General features: G+C 62.3%; 12 protein-coding genes. 7 read left to right on the top strand and 5 right to left on the bottom strand.

Going from position 1 to position 12,226, the window contains the following annotated elements; genetic code table 11:
- Positions 1-4: 4 nt before the first annotated feature.
- Entirely contained in the window at positions 5-466 is a 462-nt protein-coding gene (locus NCHOL11_RS00060) for a hypothetical protein (protein ID WP_097090518.1), read from the top strand.
- Between the two features lie 145 nt (positions 467-611).
- A complete protein-coding gene (gene yczR / locus NCHOL11_RS00055; RefSeq protein WP_097090517.1) occupies positions 612-2,075 on the top strand; it encodes a MocR-like transcription factor YczR in 1,464 nt (487 codons plus the stop codon).
- Between the two features lie 186 nt (positions 2,076-2,261).
- Here yczR and ppa read toward each other — a convergent pair whose 3' ends face one another.
- Together ppa and NCHOL11_RS00045 are read right to left on the bottom strand one after the other, a co-directional pair.
- A complete protein-coding gene (gene ppa, locus NCHOL11_RS00050; RefSeq protein ID WP_097090516.1) occupies positions 2,262-2,804 on the bottom strand; it encodes an inorganic diphosphatase in 543 nt (180 codons plus the stop codon).
- A gap of 41 nt (positions 2,805-2,845) precedes the next feature.
- The gene (locus NCHOL11_RS00045; protein WP_097090515.1) at positions 2,846-4,765 is read right to left on the bottom strand and encodes a M61 family metallopeptidase; all 1,920 of its coding nucleotides are present in this window, start codon (positions 4,763-4,765) and stop codon (positions 2,846-2,848) included.
- 152 nt (positions 4,766-4,917) lie between these two features.
- Here NCHOL11_RS00045 and hisS point away from each other — a divergent pair, with 152 nt between their 5' ends.
- From hisS to NCHOL11_RS00025, 4 genes are all read left to right on the top strand, one after another.
- A complete protein-coding gene (gene hisS / locus NCHOL11_RS00040; protein WP_097090514.1) occupies positions 4,918-6,195 on the top strand; it encodes a histidine--tRNA ligase in 1,278 nt (425 codons plus the stop codon).
- Positions 6,195-7,286: a peptide chain release factor 1 gene (gene prfA, locus NCHOL11_RS00035; RefSeq protein ID WP_097090513.1), complete on the top strand. Its 1,092-nt coding sequence runs from the start codon at positions 6,195-6,197 to the stop codon at positions 7,284-7,286. Before hisS ends, prfA begins: the two co-directional genes overlap by 1 nt.
- Positions 7,283-8,110, top strand: coding sequence for a peptide chain release factor N(5)-glutamine methyltransferase (gene prmC, locus NCHOL11_RS00030; protein WP_097090512.1), 828 nt, complete (start codon positions 7,283-7,285; stop codon positions 8,108-8,110). Before prfA ends, prmC begins: the two co-directional genes overlap by 4 nt.
- 425 nt (positions 8,111-8,535) lie before the next feature.
- Positions 8,536-9,312 (top strand): DUF4167 domain-containing protein, encoded by a 777-nt coding sequence (locus NCHOL11_RS00025; protein ID WP_097090511.1) that lies wholly within the window; start codon positions 8,536-8,538, stop codon positions 9,310-9,312.
- An 89-nt stretch (positions 9,313-9,401) separates the two neighbouring features.
- Here NCHOL11_RS00025 and NCHOL11_RS00020 read toward each other — a convergent pair whose 3' ends face one another.
- Both NCHOL11_RS00020 and NCHOL11_RS00015 read right to left on the bottom strand, forming a co-directional pair.
- On the bottom strand, positions 9,402-9,779 hold the full coding sequence (locus tag NCHOL11_RS00020) for an acyl-CoA thioesterase (protein ID WP_097090510.1): 378 nt from the start codon (positions 9,777-9,779) through the stop codon (positions 9,402-9,404).
- Positions 9,772-10,071 (bottom strand): hypothetical protein, encoded by a 300-nt coding sequence (locus NCHOL11_RS00015; protein ID WP_097090509.1) that lies wholly within the window; start codon positions 10,069-10,071, stop codon positions 9,772-9,774. Before NCHOL11_RS00015 ends, NCHOL11_RS00020 begins: the two co-directional genes overlap by 8 nt.
- Before the next feature lie 74 nt (positions 10,072-10,145).
- On the opposite strand from NCHOL11_RS00015, the gene NCHOL11_RS00010 reads away from it, so the two are divergent.
- Positions 10,146-10,574: a CBS domain-containing protein gene (locus NCHOL11_RS00010; protein WP_097090508.1), complete on the top strand. Its 429-nt coding sequence runs from the start codon at positions 10,146-10,148 to the stop codon at positions 10,572-10,574.
- Between the two features lies 1 nt (position 10,575).
- On the opposite strand, the gene NCHOL11_RS00005 is transcribed toward NCHOL11_RS00010, so the two are convergent.
- Entirely contained in the window at positions 10,576-12,063 is a 1,488-nt protein-coding gene (locus tag NCHOL11_RS00005; RefSeq protein ID WP_097090507.1) for a lipopolysaccharide biosynthesis protein, read from the bottom strand.
- Positions 12,064-12,226: the final 163 nt, after the last annotated feature.

Raw genomic sequence — 12,226 nt, 5'->3', positions numbered from 1 at the left:
TGGTATGCGCGCCATCTTTCCCTTGTTTCTCATGCTTGGCGCCTGCTCCGACAGCAGCGACGTCCTGGAGGAGCTGCCCAACAGTTCCATCGCCGGTGCGCCGCGCGACGCCATGCCGGAAACGCGGCTGGAGGCAAAGATCATCCGTCCGGTGACGATCGGAGAAGATGGTCCCCGCCTCGATGCATGCGGCGCGATGGGGCAGGCGGCGCGCGTGGGCACGCGAGGTCTTGCGATCCGCGCGGCCCCCTTTGCCGATGCGCAGGAAGTCGGACGGCTGGCTGAGGGCGGGCGCGTTCATGTTTGTACCCGCAGTCTCGATCAGAAATGGCTGGGCGTGGTCGTGCTGATGCCCGCTCCCCATGATTGTGGCCTGTCTGAACCAGTCGAGCGCAGGCAGCCTTATGAAGGGCCATGCCTTAGCGGCTGGGTCTCGAGCGCTTCGATCCGGTTTGTTGCGTACTGAAACTGAAAAGAACCGGCCAGCGGGTTCAGGCTGGCCGGTCAGGGGACAAGGGTCTCGATCAACATGTGGCGCCAAATGGCCTTTTACAAAACGTCCATTTTTTCTTAAGTGGACTTTGTAGATCCCATTTGGATGACTATTGGCCATGTCCACCTCTGCGCTCCGTCCGCCCTCTCTGCTCCGCTTGCTTGGCGCCTGGCGTGTGGAGGAAAGCGCCGAACCAGCCTATCGCCAACTGGCGCAGGCGCTGCGCATGCTGGTATTGGATGGGCGCGTCGGGCTGAATGTCCGCTTGCCGGGCGAGCGGGAGCTGGCCGCTGCGCTCGGCCTCAGCCGTACGACTATCGCTGCCGCCTTCGATCGGCTGCGGGACGAAGGGTATCTCGAAAGCCGGCAGGGGTCGGGCAGCGTTACTCGGCTGCCAACGGGGCGGATGGAGGTAGAGCCGCCCGAAATGGATATCTCCTCGCAGGGCAATGTCCTGAATTGGACCCATGCCGCTTTGCCCGCAGCCGCTGGCGTGGGGCGCGCCTGTAAGGCTGCCGTGGAGGCGCTACCTGCTTTCCTCGGTGAACTTGGCTATGACCCGCTTGGCCTGCCGCCGCTGCGCCGTGCGATTGCGGCACAGTTCGAGCGGCGTGGATGTCCTACCAGTCCCGACCAGATCATCGTCACCAATGGTGCGCAGCAGGGCTTTGCACTGCTGATGCAATGGCTGACGGGACCGGGCGACCGGGTGGTGATCGACCATCCGACCTATCATAATGTGATCCAGGCCTTGCAGCGCTCCCATGTCGTGCCTGTGCCGGTCGGACTCCCCGTCCAGGGCTGGGACATTGACGCCATGGAGGCGGCGTTTCGCCAGACAAGCCCGCGCTTCGCCTATATCATCGCCGATTTCCACAATCCGACCGGTCGCAGCATGGATCCGGCGACCCGGCGCGCCCTGGTCGCTGCGGCCGCGCGGACGCATACGCCGCTGATCATTGACGAGACCATGGTGGCGATGGGGCTCGATTTCCCCGCCCCGCCGCCAGTCGCGATCCATGATCCGTCAGGACGGCAGGTCATCTCGATGGGATCAGCGAGCAAGATCTATTGGGGTGGCTTGCGGGTTGGCTGGATTCGGGCCGATCCGCAGACGATCGCCGCGCTTGGACGGCTGCGCACGACCATGGACATGGCAAGCCCGGTAGTGGAGCAACTTGCCGCCGCGCAACTGATCGACAGCGAGGAAGGGCTGGGGCCGCGCACGGAGGTTCTCCGGGCGCGGCGGGACCATCTTATCGCGGAGATCGAGAAGCATCTGCCGCACTGGCGCGTCGAATCGCCAGCGGGCGGCCTGTCGCTCTGGGCGGAACTGCCCCGCGCGGAAGCGACTGCCTTGGCCGCGATCGCGGAAAGCCATGGCGTGCGAGTTGCGCCCGGGCCCCGCTTTGGAGTGAGCGGCGCTTTTGAGCGGTTCCTGCGCCTGCCCTTCACCTTGCCGGAGGAGCAGCTGACCTTGGGCGTCGAGCGGCTGGCGGAGGCGGATGCGCGCCTCCATGCGCGTCTGCCGCGTGGGCGTGATTCGCTGGCGGCGGCGCTGGAGGCGGATCGGCTGATTTGAGGTGGGATCGGGGGCAGGCCCCGATTTAAGCATCTTCCCAGCGGAAGCTGGCATCTCAGGCCAACTTGCGCGCCATCTACTGAGATGCCAGCTATCGCTGGCAGGACGGATTGGGGACGCAACAGCCTTGATGAAAAAGAGCCGCGCAGGACATATCCTGCGCGGCTCCTAACTCACTGCGCAGCTTTATGCCGCCTTCTTGTCAGCCTTGTAACGCTCGATCGCTTCCAGCGTGATCTGGCGAGCGTCTTCAGCGCCGCCCCATGTGCCGATGCGCACCCACTTCTGCTTTTCCAGATCCTTATAGTGGGTGAAGAAATGTTCGATCTGCTCCATGACGATGCCGGGCAGGTCGTCCTTTTCACCAACCTTGGAATAATAAGGGAATGTCTTGTCGTCAGGCACACAGACGAGCTTCTCATCGCCGCCCGCTTCATCTTCCAGATTGAGAACGGCGATCGGGCGTGCACGCACGACGCTGCCCGGGATGAAGGGCGAGCGCGAGATTACCAGCGCGTCCAGAGGATCGCCATCGGGCGAAAGGGTGTGCGGCACGAAACCATAATTGGCCGGATAGCGCATCGGCGTATGCAGGATGCGATCGACGAACAGCGCGCCCGATGCCTTGTCGAACTCATATTTCACGGGCTCGCCGCCAGTCGGCACCTCGATGATGACGTTCAGGCTGTTGGGCGGATCGTCGCCGACCGGGATCAGTTCGATATTCATGGACTTCAAAGCCTTTTGATGCACGTTGGCGTTGCGGGTGATTATGTCCTTGGTTTGAGCAGCCGGTCGAGGCTGCCGTCACCCTCTCCTGTCTTTTCGAGGCGCGGATAGCGCAGGCCGCCGGAATAAGCGAGCGTCAAAGTGCGGTAGTATTTATCCTGTTTGACGATTATCTGCATCGGCTGGGCGGCCTTGAGCGCAGCCTTGAAGACCTCGCCCGAATATTCATCGCCATTGATCGCGACGATCTTTGCGCCAGTGACCAGACCGGCCTTGAAGGCAGCGCTGTCCCAGACGACGTTGCTGATCTCGCCGTCGCTCTTGACGATCATGCCGACGCCAAAGCTTTGATCGACATTCTTGCCTGCGCTTTCCGCCGCCTTGGTGAAGGCGTTGGGCGTGTCGCCATAGGCGAGCTTGTAGCCGCCCATGCTGAAGCCGCCCTTGGGCGTTTCCCGCGTCGTACTGTCGACATGTCGGGAAAAGAAGCCCCCCCAATCATAGGGCGCGACGCCGTTCAGCGTCCGGATGACATCATCGCGATTATAGACGACCTGTCCCCAATCGCCCGGATTGATGCCGAAGAATGCCTTTGCAAAATCGTCCAGCCCCTTTGCACCGCGTGTTTGGCGGCGAATGATGGCGTCGGCCTCCAGCCAGATCATCAATCCTTCATTATAATAGTCCTCCGACCGCTGCCAGCTGGTCCAGCCCTTGGGACGGCGAGCCGAAATGATCGGGTCGTGGGTCGTATCCTCCATCGCCCGCCACTCACGGCCGCGCGTGGTGTCGAGCTTGGCCGCGATATGGGCATAGGCGTCGAGCGTTTCCTGCTTGGTGAACAGGCCAGACCGCGCGCCCAGCACATAGCCCCAGAACTGCGTCTGCCCTTCATAGACCCACAGCAGATTGTCCTGCATCGGCACGTTGAAATCGGGCGTCCACAAAAGGTCCGGGCGACGGAACTTGCCGTCCCAGCTATGGACGAATTCATGAGGCAGAAGGTTGCGATCGAGCAGCGCGTCGCTGTCGCTCCACTTCTTGAAATAGCCCGGTTCCACCTGATTCTCCGACGAACGGTGATGCTCAAGGCCGATGCCGCCCATTTCATCGGTGATCGCGAACAGGAAATCATAATGGTCGAAATGATAGGTGCCGAACAGCGCCCCCGCTTCATCGACCAGCTTCTTGTGCTTGGCGATCTGGTCAGGCTTGGCCTCCAGCTCATCCGCCTCGTCGGCGACGATGTTGAGGGTGACGTTGTGGCCCAAGTCCACCGGCTTGAAATAGCGCCCGGCGAAGACCGGCGAATCCTGCAGCGCCTCATAGTCGATCGTCTCATAGGTGACGGTCGATCCGGTCTTCTGTCCACGCAAGGCGGTGGCCGCCTGCCAACCGTCGGGATAGGTCACTGTCGCCTGGATCGGAATCTGCCGCGTATAATAGCCTGCGGGGTAGAGCGAGACCGACTCCCATTGGATGTTCAGCATCTTGGGCGTCACCACGACCCGGCCCTGATTGGGCTGGGTAGCCGACAGGAATTGGAAAGATGCTGTGACTTCGCGCGTGCCCTGCGGCACGTCGATGATGAAGGCGTAGACGTTGAGCGGATCGCGCTTCCAGCTGACCGGTTTGCCATCGGCGGTGAAAGTCAGCCCGCTGATCTTCTCGATCTGCCCGCGCGGCGCATGATTGCCCGGCAGCCATTCGGGCACCAGCAGCGTCATGGGGCCGCTCGTCGCGACTGGAATATGCTCCTTTACCCGAAAGATTCTCTGGGTTGTGTCGGTCGCATCGACTTCCAGCCGGATCGTGCCGCCGGGGTAAGGTGCGTCGCGGGGCGCCGGAGCGGCGTCGTTCACTGGCAGTGCGGCAGGCTTTGACCTTACGGCATCCTGGGCAGCAAGCGGGCTGATGATGGCGGTGGAAAGCAAGAGGGCGGCAGCGAGGCTGCGGATCATGTCTGTCTCCGAAAAAAGACGCGGCAGGAATGCCTTATGAAATTAGCATGACGAACCAAGATGACCGCGTCCACCCGGAAGAAGAGCGGCGACATTATGTGATAAAAAAGCGCGTTTCCTTGAGCCTTCTTTGCCGCTAAAGGCGCATCCCCATGGCGAAAATCGAAAATCCGCGCCCAAAGACACCCAATGCGGTGCGCGGCACGCAGGACATGCTGGGGGGCACCGCTGACGCGTTCCAGGAACGCTTTGCCCATGTGATCGCGACCTTCGATCGCGTCCGCAGGCTCTATGGCTTTCATCGGGTCGAAGTGCCGGTGTTTGAAGCAACGGCCGTATTCGCCCGTTCGCTTGGCGAAAGTACCGATGTCGTTTCGAAAGAGATGTACACCTTCGAGGACCGCGGCGGGGACAGCATCACGCTTCGTCCCGAATTCACCGCGGGGATCGCGCGGGCCTATGTCACCGAAGGCTGGCAGCAATATGCGCCGCTCAAAGTGGCAACCCATGGCCCACTGTTCCGTTACGAGCGTCCGCAAAAAGGCCGCTTTCGCCAGTTCCACCAGCTGGACGCCGAAATCATCGGCGCAGGTGAGGCGGGAGCGGATATCGAGCTGCTGGTCTTTGCCGATCAGTTGCTGCGCGAACTTGGCGTTTCCGAGGGCGTCACGCTGAACCTCAACACGCTGGGTGACGCGCAAAGCCGTGACGCCTGGCGCACCGCGCTAGTCGCCCATTTCGAAGCGCATCGCGATCAGCTTTCAGAGGAAAGTCTCGACCGGCTGAGCCGCAACCCGCTTCGCATCCTCGACAGCAAGGACCCGCGCGATCGGCCTGTGGCGGACACCGCCCCCGAGATCGATGCCTATTTGACCGACGAGGCCCGTGCTTTCTTCGATAAGGTGACGGCGGGCTTGGACGCGGCGGGCGTCGCTTGGCAGCGCAACCCCCGGCTGGTGCGCGGTCTTGATTATTACCGCCACACCGCGTTCGAGTTCATCACCGACCGGCTGGGCGCACAGGGCACCGTGCTTGGCGGCGGACGCTATGACGGGTTGATCGAGAATCTTGGCGGCCCGGCTACGCCCGCCGTTGGCTGGGCTGCGGGCATTGAGCGGCTCGCCATGCTGGTGGATGCGCCGGAACCTTCCGCGCCTACAGTGGTCATGATCCCGCTGGGCGAGGTGGCAGAAGCGAGGGCGACGGGCCTTGTCGCTGATCTTCGCCGCGCCGGGATTATGTGCGACATAGGTTTTCGGGGGAATATGAAGAAGCGGATGCAGCGCGCCAATGCTTCGGGCGCCTCCTGGGCTGTCATCATCGGCGAGGATGAACTGACTCGGGGAGAAGCGGGTCTGCGCGATCTGCGGTCCGGGGAACAGCAGGCCGTGCCGTTGGCCGGACTGGTCGAGAAGCTGACGGCCCTTTGATGCATATTTCCGCCGAACGCATCGCGCAGATCGAGGCGCGCCGGGACGAGGTGCAGGCGTCGATGACGCGTGCCGACCTCGCGCCCGAGGAGTTCGTGCGGTTGTCGAAGGAATATGCGGAGATCGAGCCGGTCGCGCGCGCCGCGCATGAAGTGCGGCGGCTTCGGCAGGAACTTCAGGCGCTCGAATATATGGCGGGTGGCGATGGCGCCGACGCAGACGCAGCGATGCGCGAGATGGCGCAGGAGGAAATGCAGCTGATCAAGAGCCAGCTGCCGGGCGCCGAGCGTGCGCTGGCCCTGCAACTGCTGCCGCGCGATGCAGCCGATGCGCGCCCGGCGATGCTGGAAATCCGTGCCGGAACCGGTGGAGATGAGGCTGCGCTGTTCGCGGGCGACCTGTTCCGCATGTATCAGCGCTATGCCGACGCCCAAGGCTGGAAGATGGAGATGATCTCCGCCAATGCTGCTGAAGTCGGCGGCTTCAAGGAAGTGGTTGCCAGCATCACGGGCGCAGGCGTGTTCGCCAAGCTCAAGTTCGAGAGTGGCGTCCATCGGGTGCAGCGTGTGCCCGTGACCGAAAGCGGCGGGCGCATCCATACCTCCGCCGCGACCGTCGCTGTCCTGCCGGAACCCGAGGAGGTCGATGTGCAGATCGCCGACAGCGACCTCAAGATCGACATCTACCGCGCATCGGGCGCTGGCGGGCAGCATGTGAATACGACCGACAGTGCCGTGCGGATCACGCACTTGCCCAGCGGCATCGTCGTGACGCAGCAGGACGAACGATCGCAGCACAAGAACAAGGCAAAGGCCATGCAGGTGCTGCGCGCCCGTCTTTACGAAGCGGAACGCGAGCGGACACAGAGCGAGCAGGCAGGCGCGCGCAAGGCGATGGTCGGATCAGGCGACCGGTCCGAACGCATCCGCACCTATAATTTCCCGCAAGGGCGCGTGACGGATCACCGTATCAACCTGACCCTGCATCGCTTGCCGGAAATCCTGGAAGGCGCAGGCCTGGCCGAAATCATCGATGCGCTGATTGCCGAGGATGAAGCCGCACGCCTTGCCCAGCTGGATGGCATCGGGTGAGCATCGCCCAAGCGCTCCGCGATGCGGCTGCGCGTCTCGACAAGGTCAGCGGCACGCCGCGCCTTGATGCCGAACTGCTGCTCGCGCACGCGCTGGGCCTGAATCGGAATGCGTTGCTGCTTCGCCAGCAGGATCTGTCCGTGCCCGATGGCTTCGCCGCTCTTCTCGACCGGCGGCTTGGCGGTGAACCCATCGCCTATATCACCGGCGTTCGGGATTTCTGGACGATCAGCCTGCGGGTCACGCCCGATGTGCTGATCCCTCGCCCCGATACCGAAACGTTGATCGAGGCGGCGATCGAGCATTTCAAGGATCGTTCGCCGGAACGGATACTGGACCTGGGCACTGGATCAGGCGCGCTGCTGCTCGCGGCGCTTGATCAATGGCCGCGAGCGAGCGGGATTGGAGTAGATCTTTCCTCTAGAGCGCTCGCCGTGGCGCAAGTTAATGCCGAACGTCTCGGCCTTGCCGGGCGGGCGTCTTTTCGGTTGGGGGATTGGGCGGAGGGGATGACCGAACCTTTTGACCTCATCCTGGCCAACCCGCCCTATATTGCGAGCGAAGAGGAATTGACCGGCGACGTGCTGCACGAACCCGCAAGCGCTCTCTTTGCGGGAGCAGATGGTCTGGACGACTATCGGCGTATCGCGCCCATGATCGCCGGGCTTCTCACGGATGGCGGCGTGGCTGCCATCGAGATCGGCCATGACCAGAGGGAAAGCGTATCCGGGCTGCTTCGCGCGGAGAGACTTGGCGTAGCGGTCCGCAAGGACATGGCAGGGCACGACCGCTGCCTGATCGCCACTCGCCCCTCGGAATCCTGAAAGGCGAGGGCGCGCCGGAGCCGCTTCAAGAGCGGGAAATATGCTGGTTTTACCGCGCTGTATCGCGCCGCGTTGACGGCTGCGGACGACCACCTATGGGTTCGCCCGCCAAACTCGCCGGAATCGCTTCGGCTCAAGTGAAAATTGCTTGGTTTATCTCCGCAAAGACACTACATGGAGAGCAGGGACGGCATTATCCTGAGGATCTGCCCTGTGGGGCTTAGCTGAGAAAAGGCCGTTTTCCCGCTCCTTCAAAGTCACGATGGCGCTGCTGCGCAGGCGCCTCTGGCAGCGTAAGGGCAAGGGTTGTCGCACAGCCCCTGTCCGGCGGAGCCCTACCCGGCCTGATGAGCAGGCGGTGTTTTAGGATGCGACTGAACGATGTTTTCAGTGAATGATGGCAAAGTGAACGCAAGGACCAGCTCTTGATCAACAACAGGCAGGCCGGTCGCCGTAATCGCGGCCGGAACAATAACGGACGTCCGGGTGGCGGCAACCGGGGCGGCGGCGATAGCGGCAACCGGATTGATAGCCGCGCACGCGGTAACGCGGTCCAGCTTCTCGAAAAGTACAAGAATATGGCTCGCGACGCCCAGATGGCGGGCGACCGTGTGAATGCGGAATATTATCTGCAGTTCGCGGACCATTATTTCCGCGTGCTGGCCGACAATCGCGCCCGGCAGGAGGAGCAGCAGCAGCGCTTCCGCCGTCCGGAAGACAATGGCGATTATGAAGGCGATGATTTCGACGCCCCGGACTTCGCGGGCGACGACAATCGTAGCGAACCGCAGCAGCAGTTCGAGCGTGGCTATGAAGGCGATCGCCGCCGCGATCAGCAGCGTGACCAGCAGGATAATCGCGACAACCGTAACCGCCGCGACCGCCCGCGCCGCGAGCGCCCAGCCTATGAAGTGGCCGAGCGGCAGGAGGAAGAAGCCCCGGAAGTTCCGGCACCGGTCGCAGAGCGTGCGCCTGAACCTCAGGCTGAAACGGAAGCTGCGGCAGCAGCGGAAGCGCCCCGCGCCCGTCGCGGCCGTCCCCGGAAGGTGGATGTGGCAAAGTCTGAAGGCAGCGAAGGGCTCGACCTTTCCGTCCTGCCGCCTTCGATTGCCCGTGCCGACAATGACAGCGAGCCCGCTGCCGAGGAAGCGCCGCGCAAGCGTACGCGCCGCGCGCGTCCGGCTGCCGAAGCGGCGGAATGATCTAGCGTTTCGCTTCGGATAAACAGCGAAACGGGTTTTAGAGGGAGTGGCGTACGCGCCGCTCCCTTTTTCTTTTCGGCTGCGGCAACTCAGCGCGCGGGCAACACGCGTGGCCGATGTTGATCGTCAAGCGCGACGAAGGTGAAGATACCGCTCGTCAGGTCGATCTGCCGCTGATCCGTCCCACGTGTCGCCACCACATCTACGCGAATGCCGAGGGACGTTCGACCGCGCCGTTCTTCATGCGCATATACTGTCACGATATCGCCAAGCAGCATCGGCGAAATGAATTTCATGCCGTCGATAGCCACCGTCGCCACTGCGCCTTCAGCCAATCGGCCCGCCACGATCCCTCCGGCGATATCCATTTGGCTTAAGATCCATCCGCCGAAAATATGGCCGTTGCTGTTGATCTCGGTAATGCCGGGCACCACCCGCAGAACCAGTTCGCCCCTCTTTTCAGTCATCGATGGATACCTCGTCCTTTAGTGGGTCCATGACCTGATCATCGTGGCCCGTCCCACTCGAAAGGAATACCAAGGCCATCAGGCCGGTCCCCAGCATGAAGGTCAACCAGACGCCGATGACGGTGGCCAGGACCATGTGCAAGGGCATCGGGCCAGCCCATAGGCGAAGGCAGCCCAGTGCCACGCCAACGCACAAGGCTCCGCCAAGCGCCATCCAAAGCATGATGCGCCGAAACCGCCCCCAGGCGGTCGCTGCGATCCGTGGATCGTCCAGGCCCTGTTTATCTCTCATCCCTTTTCTTTGGGGAACGAAAGTGGGATCATCAAGGGACGGACGCATAATGTCTGAACGCAAGGAGACGGGGCATGACGATCACCGCGATACTGCAGGGCAAAGGCCATGAGGTCACCCAGGTCCGACCGGAGGACAGCGTGCTATCGGTAGTCCAGCTCTTGTCCGAACGGCGGATCGGCTGCGTGCCTGTTGTCGATGATGGTCAGGTGCTCGGGATTTTCTCCGAACGCGACCTCGTCCATCAAATTGCGCGAGATGGCGCGTCGGTGCTGGAACGCAGGGTGGGGGATGTGATGACCGCTCCTCCCATAACCACCGATGACAAGACACCGGTGATCCATTGCCTGTCACTCATGACGAAGAAGCGGGTCCGCCACCTTCCTGTTGTTGTCGATGGTAGGCTGACAGGTCTCGTGTCGATTGGCGACCTCGTCAAATTCCGGATCGACAGCATCGAATCGGAAGCAGCAGCACTGCGCGATTACATACAGTCGGCGTAAGTCAGGCGGGGGCGGGCTGTGGCGCTGTCCGCCTCACCACCAGGCTGACGAGTTCCATCAATGTACCGCGCGCGCAAAGCATCAGCGCGGCAAGAAAGGCGAGGGCGCCTGAAGGCACCAGGACGCAAAGCCGCACCAGTGCCGGCAGTGGGGGCAGCAGCGAATCGACAATCAGCACTATCCCCGCCATCATAATGGAACAGCCAAGGCCCGGAGCCGCAGCGCGAATCAGGTCCATCAGCCGCAATCCCATCGCTCCCCCGGCAAGGCGCGCAGTGACCGCGGTTAGCAACGGGAAGGCCCCAAGCCACGCCCAGGCCAAGCCGATCGCTCCGAATCGAATGCCCAGCAGGAATGCGATCGGCATCAGCACAGCCCCCACGGCGGCGATTCGCGCCGTAGTCCCAGGACGCCCGAGGGCATTGCTCACCGGGGCGAACATGACCTGCAGCGTCATGAACGGCATGGAGAGCGCCAGGACCGACACAAAGGGCGCCATCTCCAGCCACTTCGCTCCGAAAAGGGTTTCCACCAACGGCTCGGCAGTAACCGCCATGCCGAGATATACAGGGCAGGAAATGAGCAGCAGCAGCCGCACGGCCTTGCAGAATGACCAGGCGATTCGCGCCGGATCCTTTTGCATCCGCGCATAGGCGGGAAAGGCGACGTCGTTCAGCGGGGGGATGAATTTGGACACGAAGATCTGCGTCAGAAAGAGGGCTTCGGCATAAAGACCAAGCTGATGGGGATTGAGCGCGCGACCGCCGATGAAGATATCCGCCTGGCTCTGGATGATCCAGAAAAGCTGGCCGCCGAGCAGCGATGCGCCATAGGCGACCATCGCGCCCGTACCCCGAAAATCAAAGCTGGGAATCGGTCGGAAGCCCGTAGCGATGATATAGCCCACCGCCTTGACCCAAAAGCCCGCCATCGGTGCAAATACCAGCGTCCAGACCCCCCATCCTGACAGCGCACCTGTCAGGGCTACAGCGGCTGATGCCGCTGCCGCTATCAGGTTGACCAGGGCAGGCCGCTTGAAATCCAGCGCCCGCCCCATGAGCGCTTCAGGGATGGAGATGAAGGGAGTCGACAGGTAAAGCAGCGCCTGCACCCGCAGCAGGTCCGCCACCATGGGTTGGTCATAATAATCGGCTGCCCACGGCGCGATCATCAACTGCGCCAGGGCAAGGCCGCCGTTCAGCAGCAGCATGATGCCAAATGCCTGGCGCAGCTTATGCGAATCGAGCGTCTCCGACTGAACCAGCGCGCTCACCAATCCATAGCCGTTGAGGAAAGTCGCGAAGTTCAGGATCACCTGCGTCATCGCGAACAGGCCGTAATCCGCAGGATCGAGCAGCCGGATCACTGCCAATGTGACGACCCAACTGATCATCTGCGACAGGATCTGGCTGCCTGATCGCCAGAAGAGCGCGCTTCTTATGCGCGCGCCAAAGCCCGCATCATCTGCGTCGGCATCCTGCAAAGCCATTCTAAACCCATCCCTCTGGCGCACCATGCGCCCGATCGACCCCTAAAGCAGGAAGTCCAAAAATTTCTGAAACAAAAATGCAAAAACTGTTTGACGGTTCGAGAACCCCTCCATATATGCCGCCTCACCGGACGGAACGACGCCAACACGGCGCTGAAACGGA

The organism is Novosphingobium sp. Chol11 (genome assembly GCF_900218065.1).
In the GTDB taxonomy this organism is placed as follows: Bacteria; Pseudomonadota; Alphaproteobacteria; order Sphingomonadales; family Sphingomonadaceae; genus Sphingobium; species Sphingobium agri.
This window is presented reverse-complemented; position numbering and strand designations above follow the sequence as displayed.

What these genes read in the sequence shown, in the direction of transcription:
- NCHOL11_RS00010 (WP_097090508.1), top strand. Translation starts at nt 10,146, where the DNA reads ATGACGATCACCGCGATACTGCAGGGCAAAGGCCATGAGGTCACCCAG.
- NCHOL11_RS00020 (WP_097090510.1), bottom strand. Translation starts at nt 9,779, where the DNA reads ATGACTGAAAAGAGGGGCGAACTGGTTCTGCGGGTGGTGCCCGGCATT.
- NCHOL11_RS00060 (WP_097090518.1), top strand. Translation starts at nt 5, where the DNA reads ATGCGCGCCATCTTTCCCTTGTTTCTCATGCTTGGCGCCTGCTCCGAC.
- ppa (WP_097090516.1), bottom strand. Translation starts at nt 2,804, where the DNA reads ATGAATATCGAACTGATCCCGGTCGGCGACGATCCGCCCAACAGCCTG.
- prfA (WP_097090513.1), top strand. Translation starts at nt 6,195, where the DNA reads ATGCATATTTCCGCCGAACGCATCGCGCAGATCGAGGCGCGCCGGGAC.
- NCHOL11_RS00045 (WP_097090515.1), bottom strand. Translation starts at nt 4,765, where the DNA reads ATGATCCGCAGCCTCGCTGCCGCCCTCTTGCTTTCCACCGCCATCATC.
- hisS (WP_097090514.1), top strand. Translation starts at nt 4,918, where the DNA reads ATGGCGAAAATCGAAAATCCGCGCCCAAAGACACCCAATGCGGTGCGC.
- NCHOL11_RS00005 (WP_097090507.1), bottom strand. Translation starts at nt 12,063, where the DNA reads ATGGCTTTGCAGGATGCCGACGCAGATGATGCGGGCTTTGGCGCGCGC.
- NCHOL11_RS00015 (WP_097090509.1), bottom strand. Translation starts at nt 10,071, where the DNA reads ATGAGAGATAAACAGGGCCTGGACGATCCACGGATCGCAGCGACCGCC.
- yczR (WP_097090517.1), top strand. Translation starts at nt 612, where the DNA reads ATGTCCACCTCTGCGCTCCGTCCGCCCTCTCTGCTCCGCTTGCTTGGC.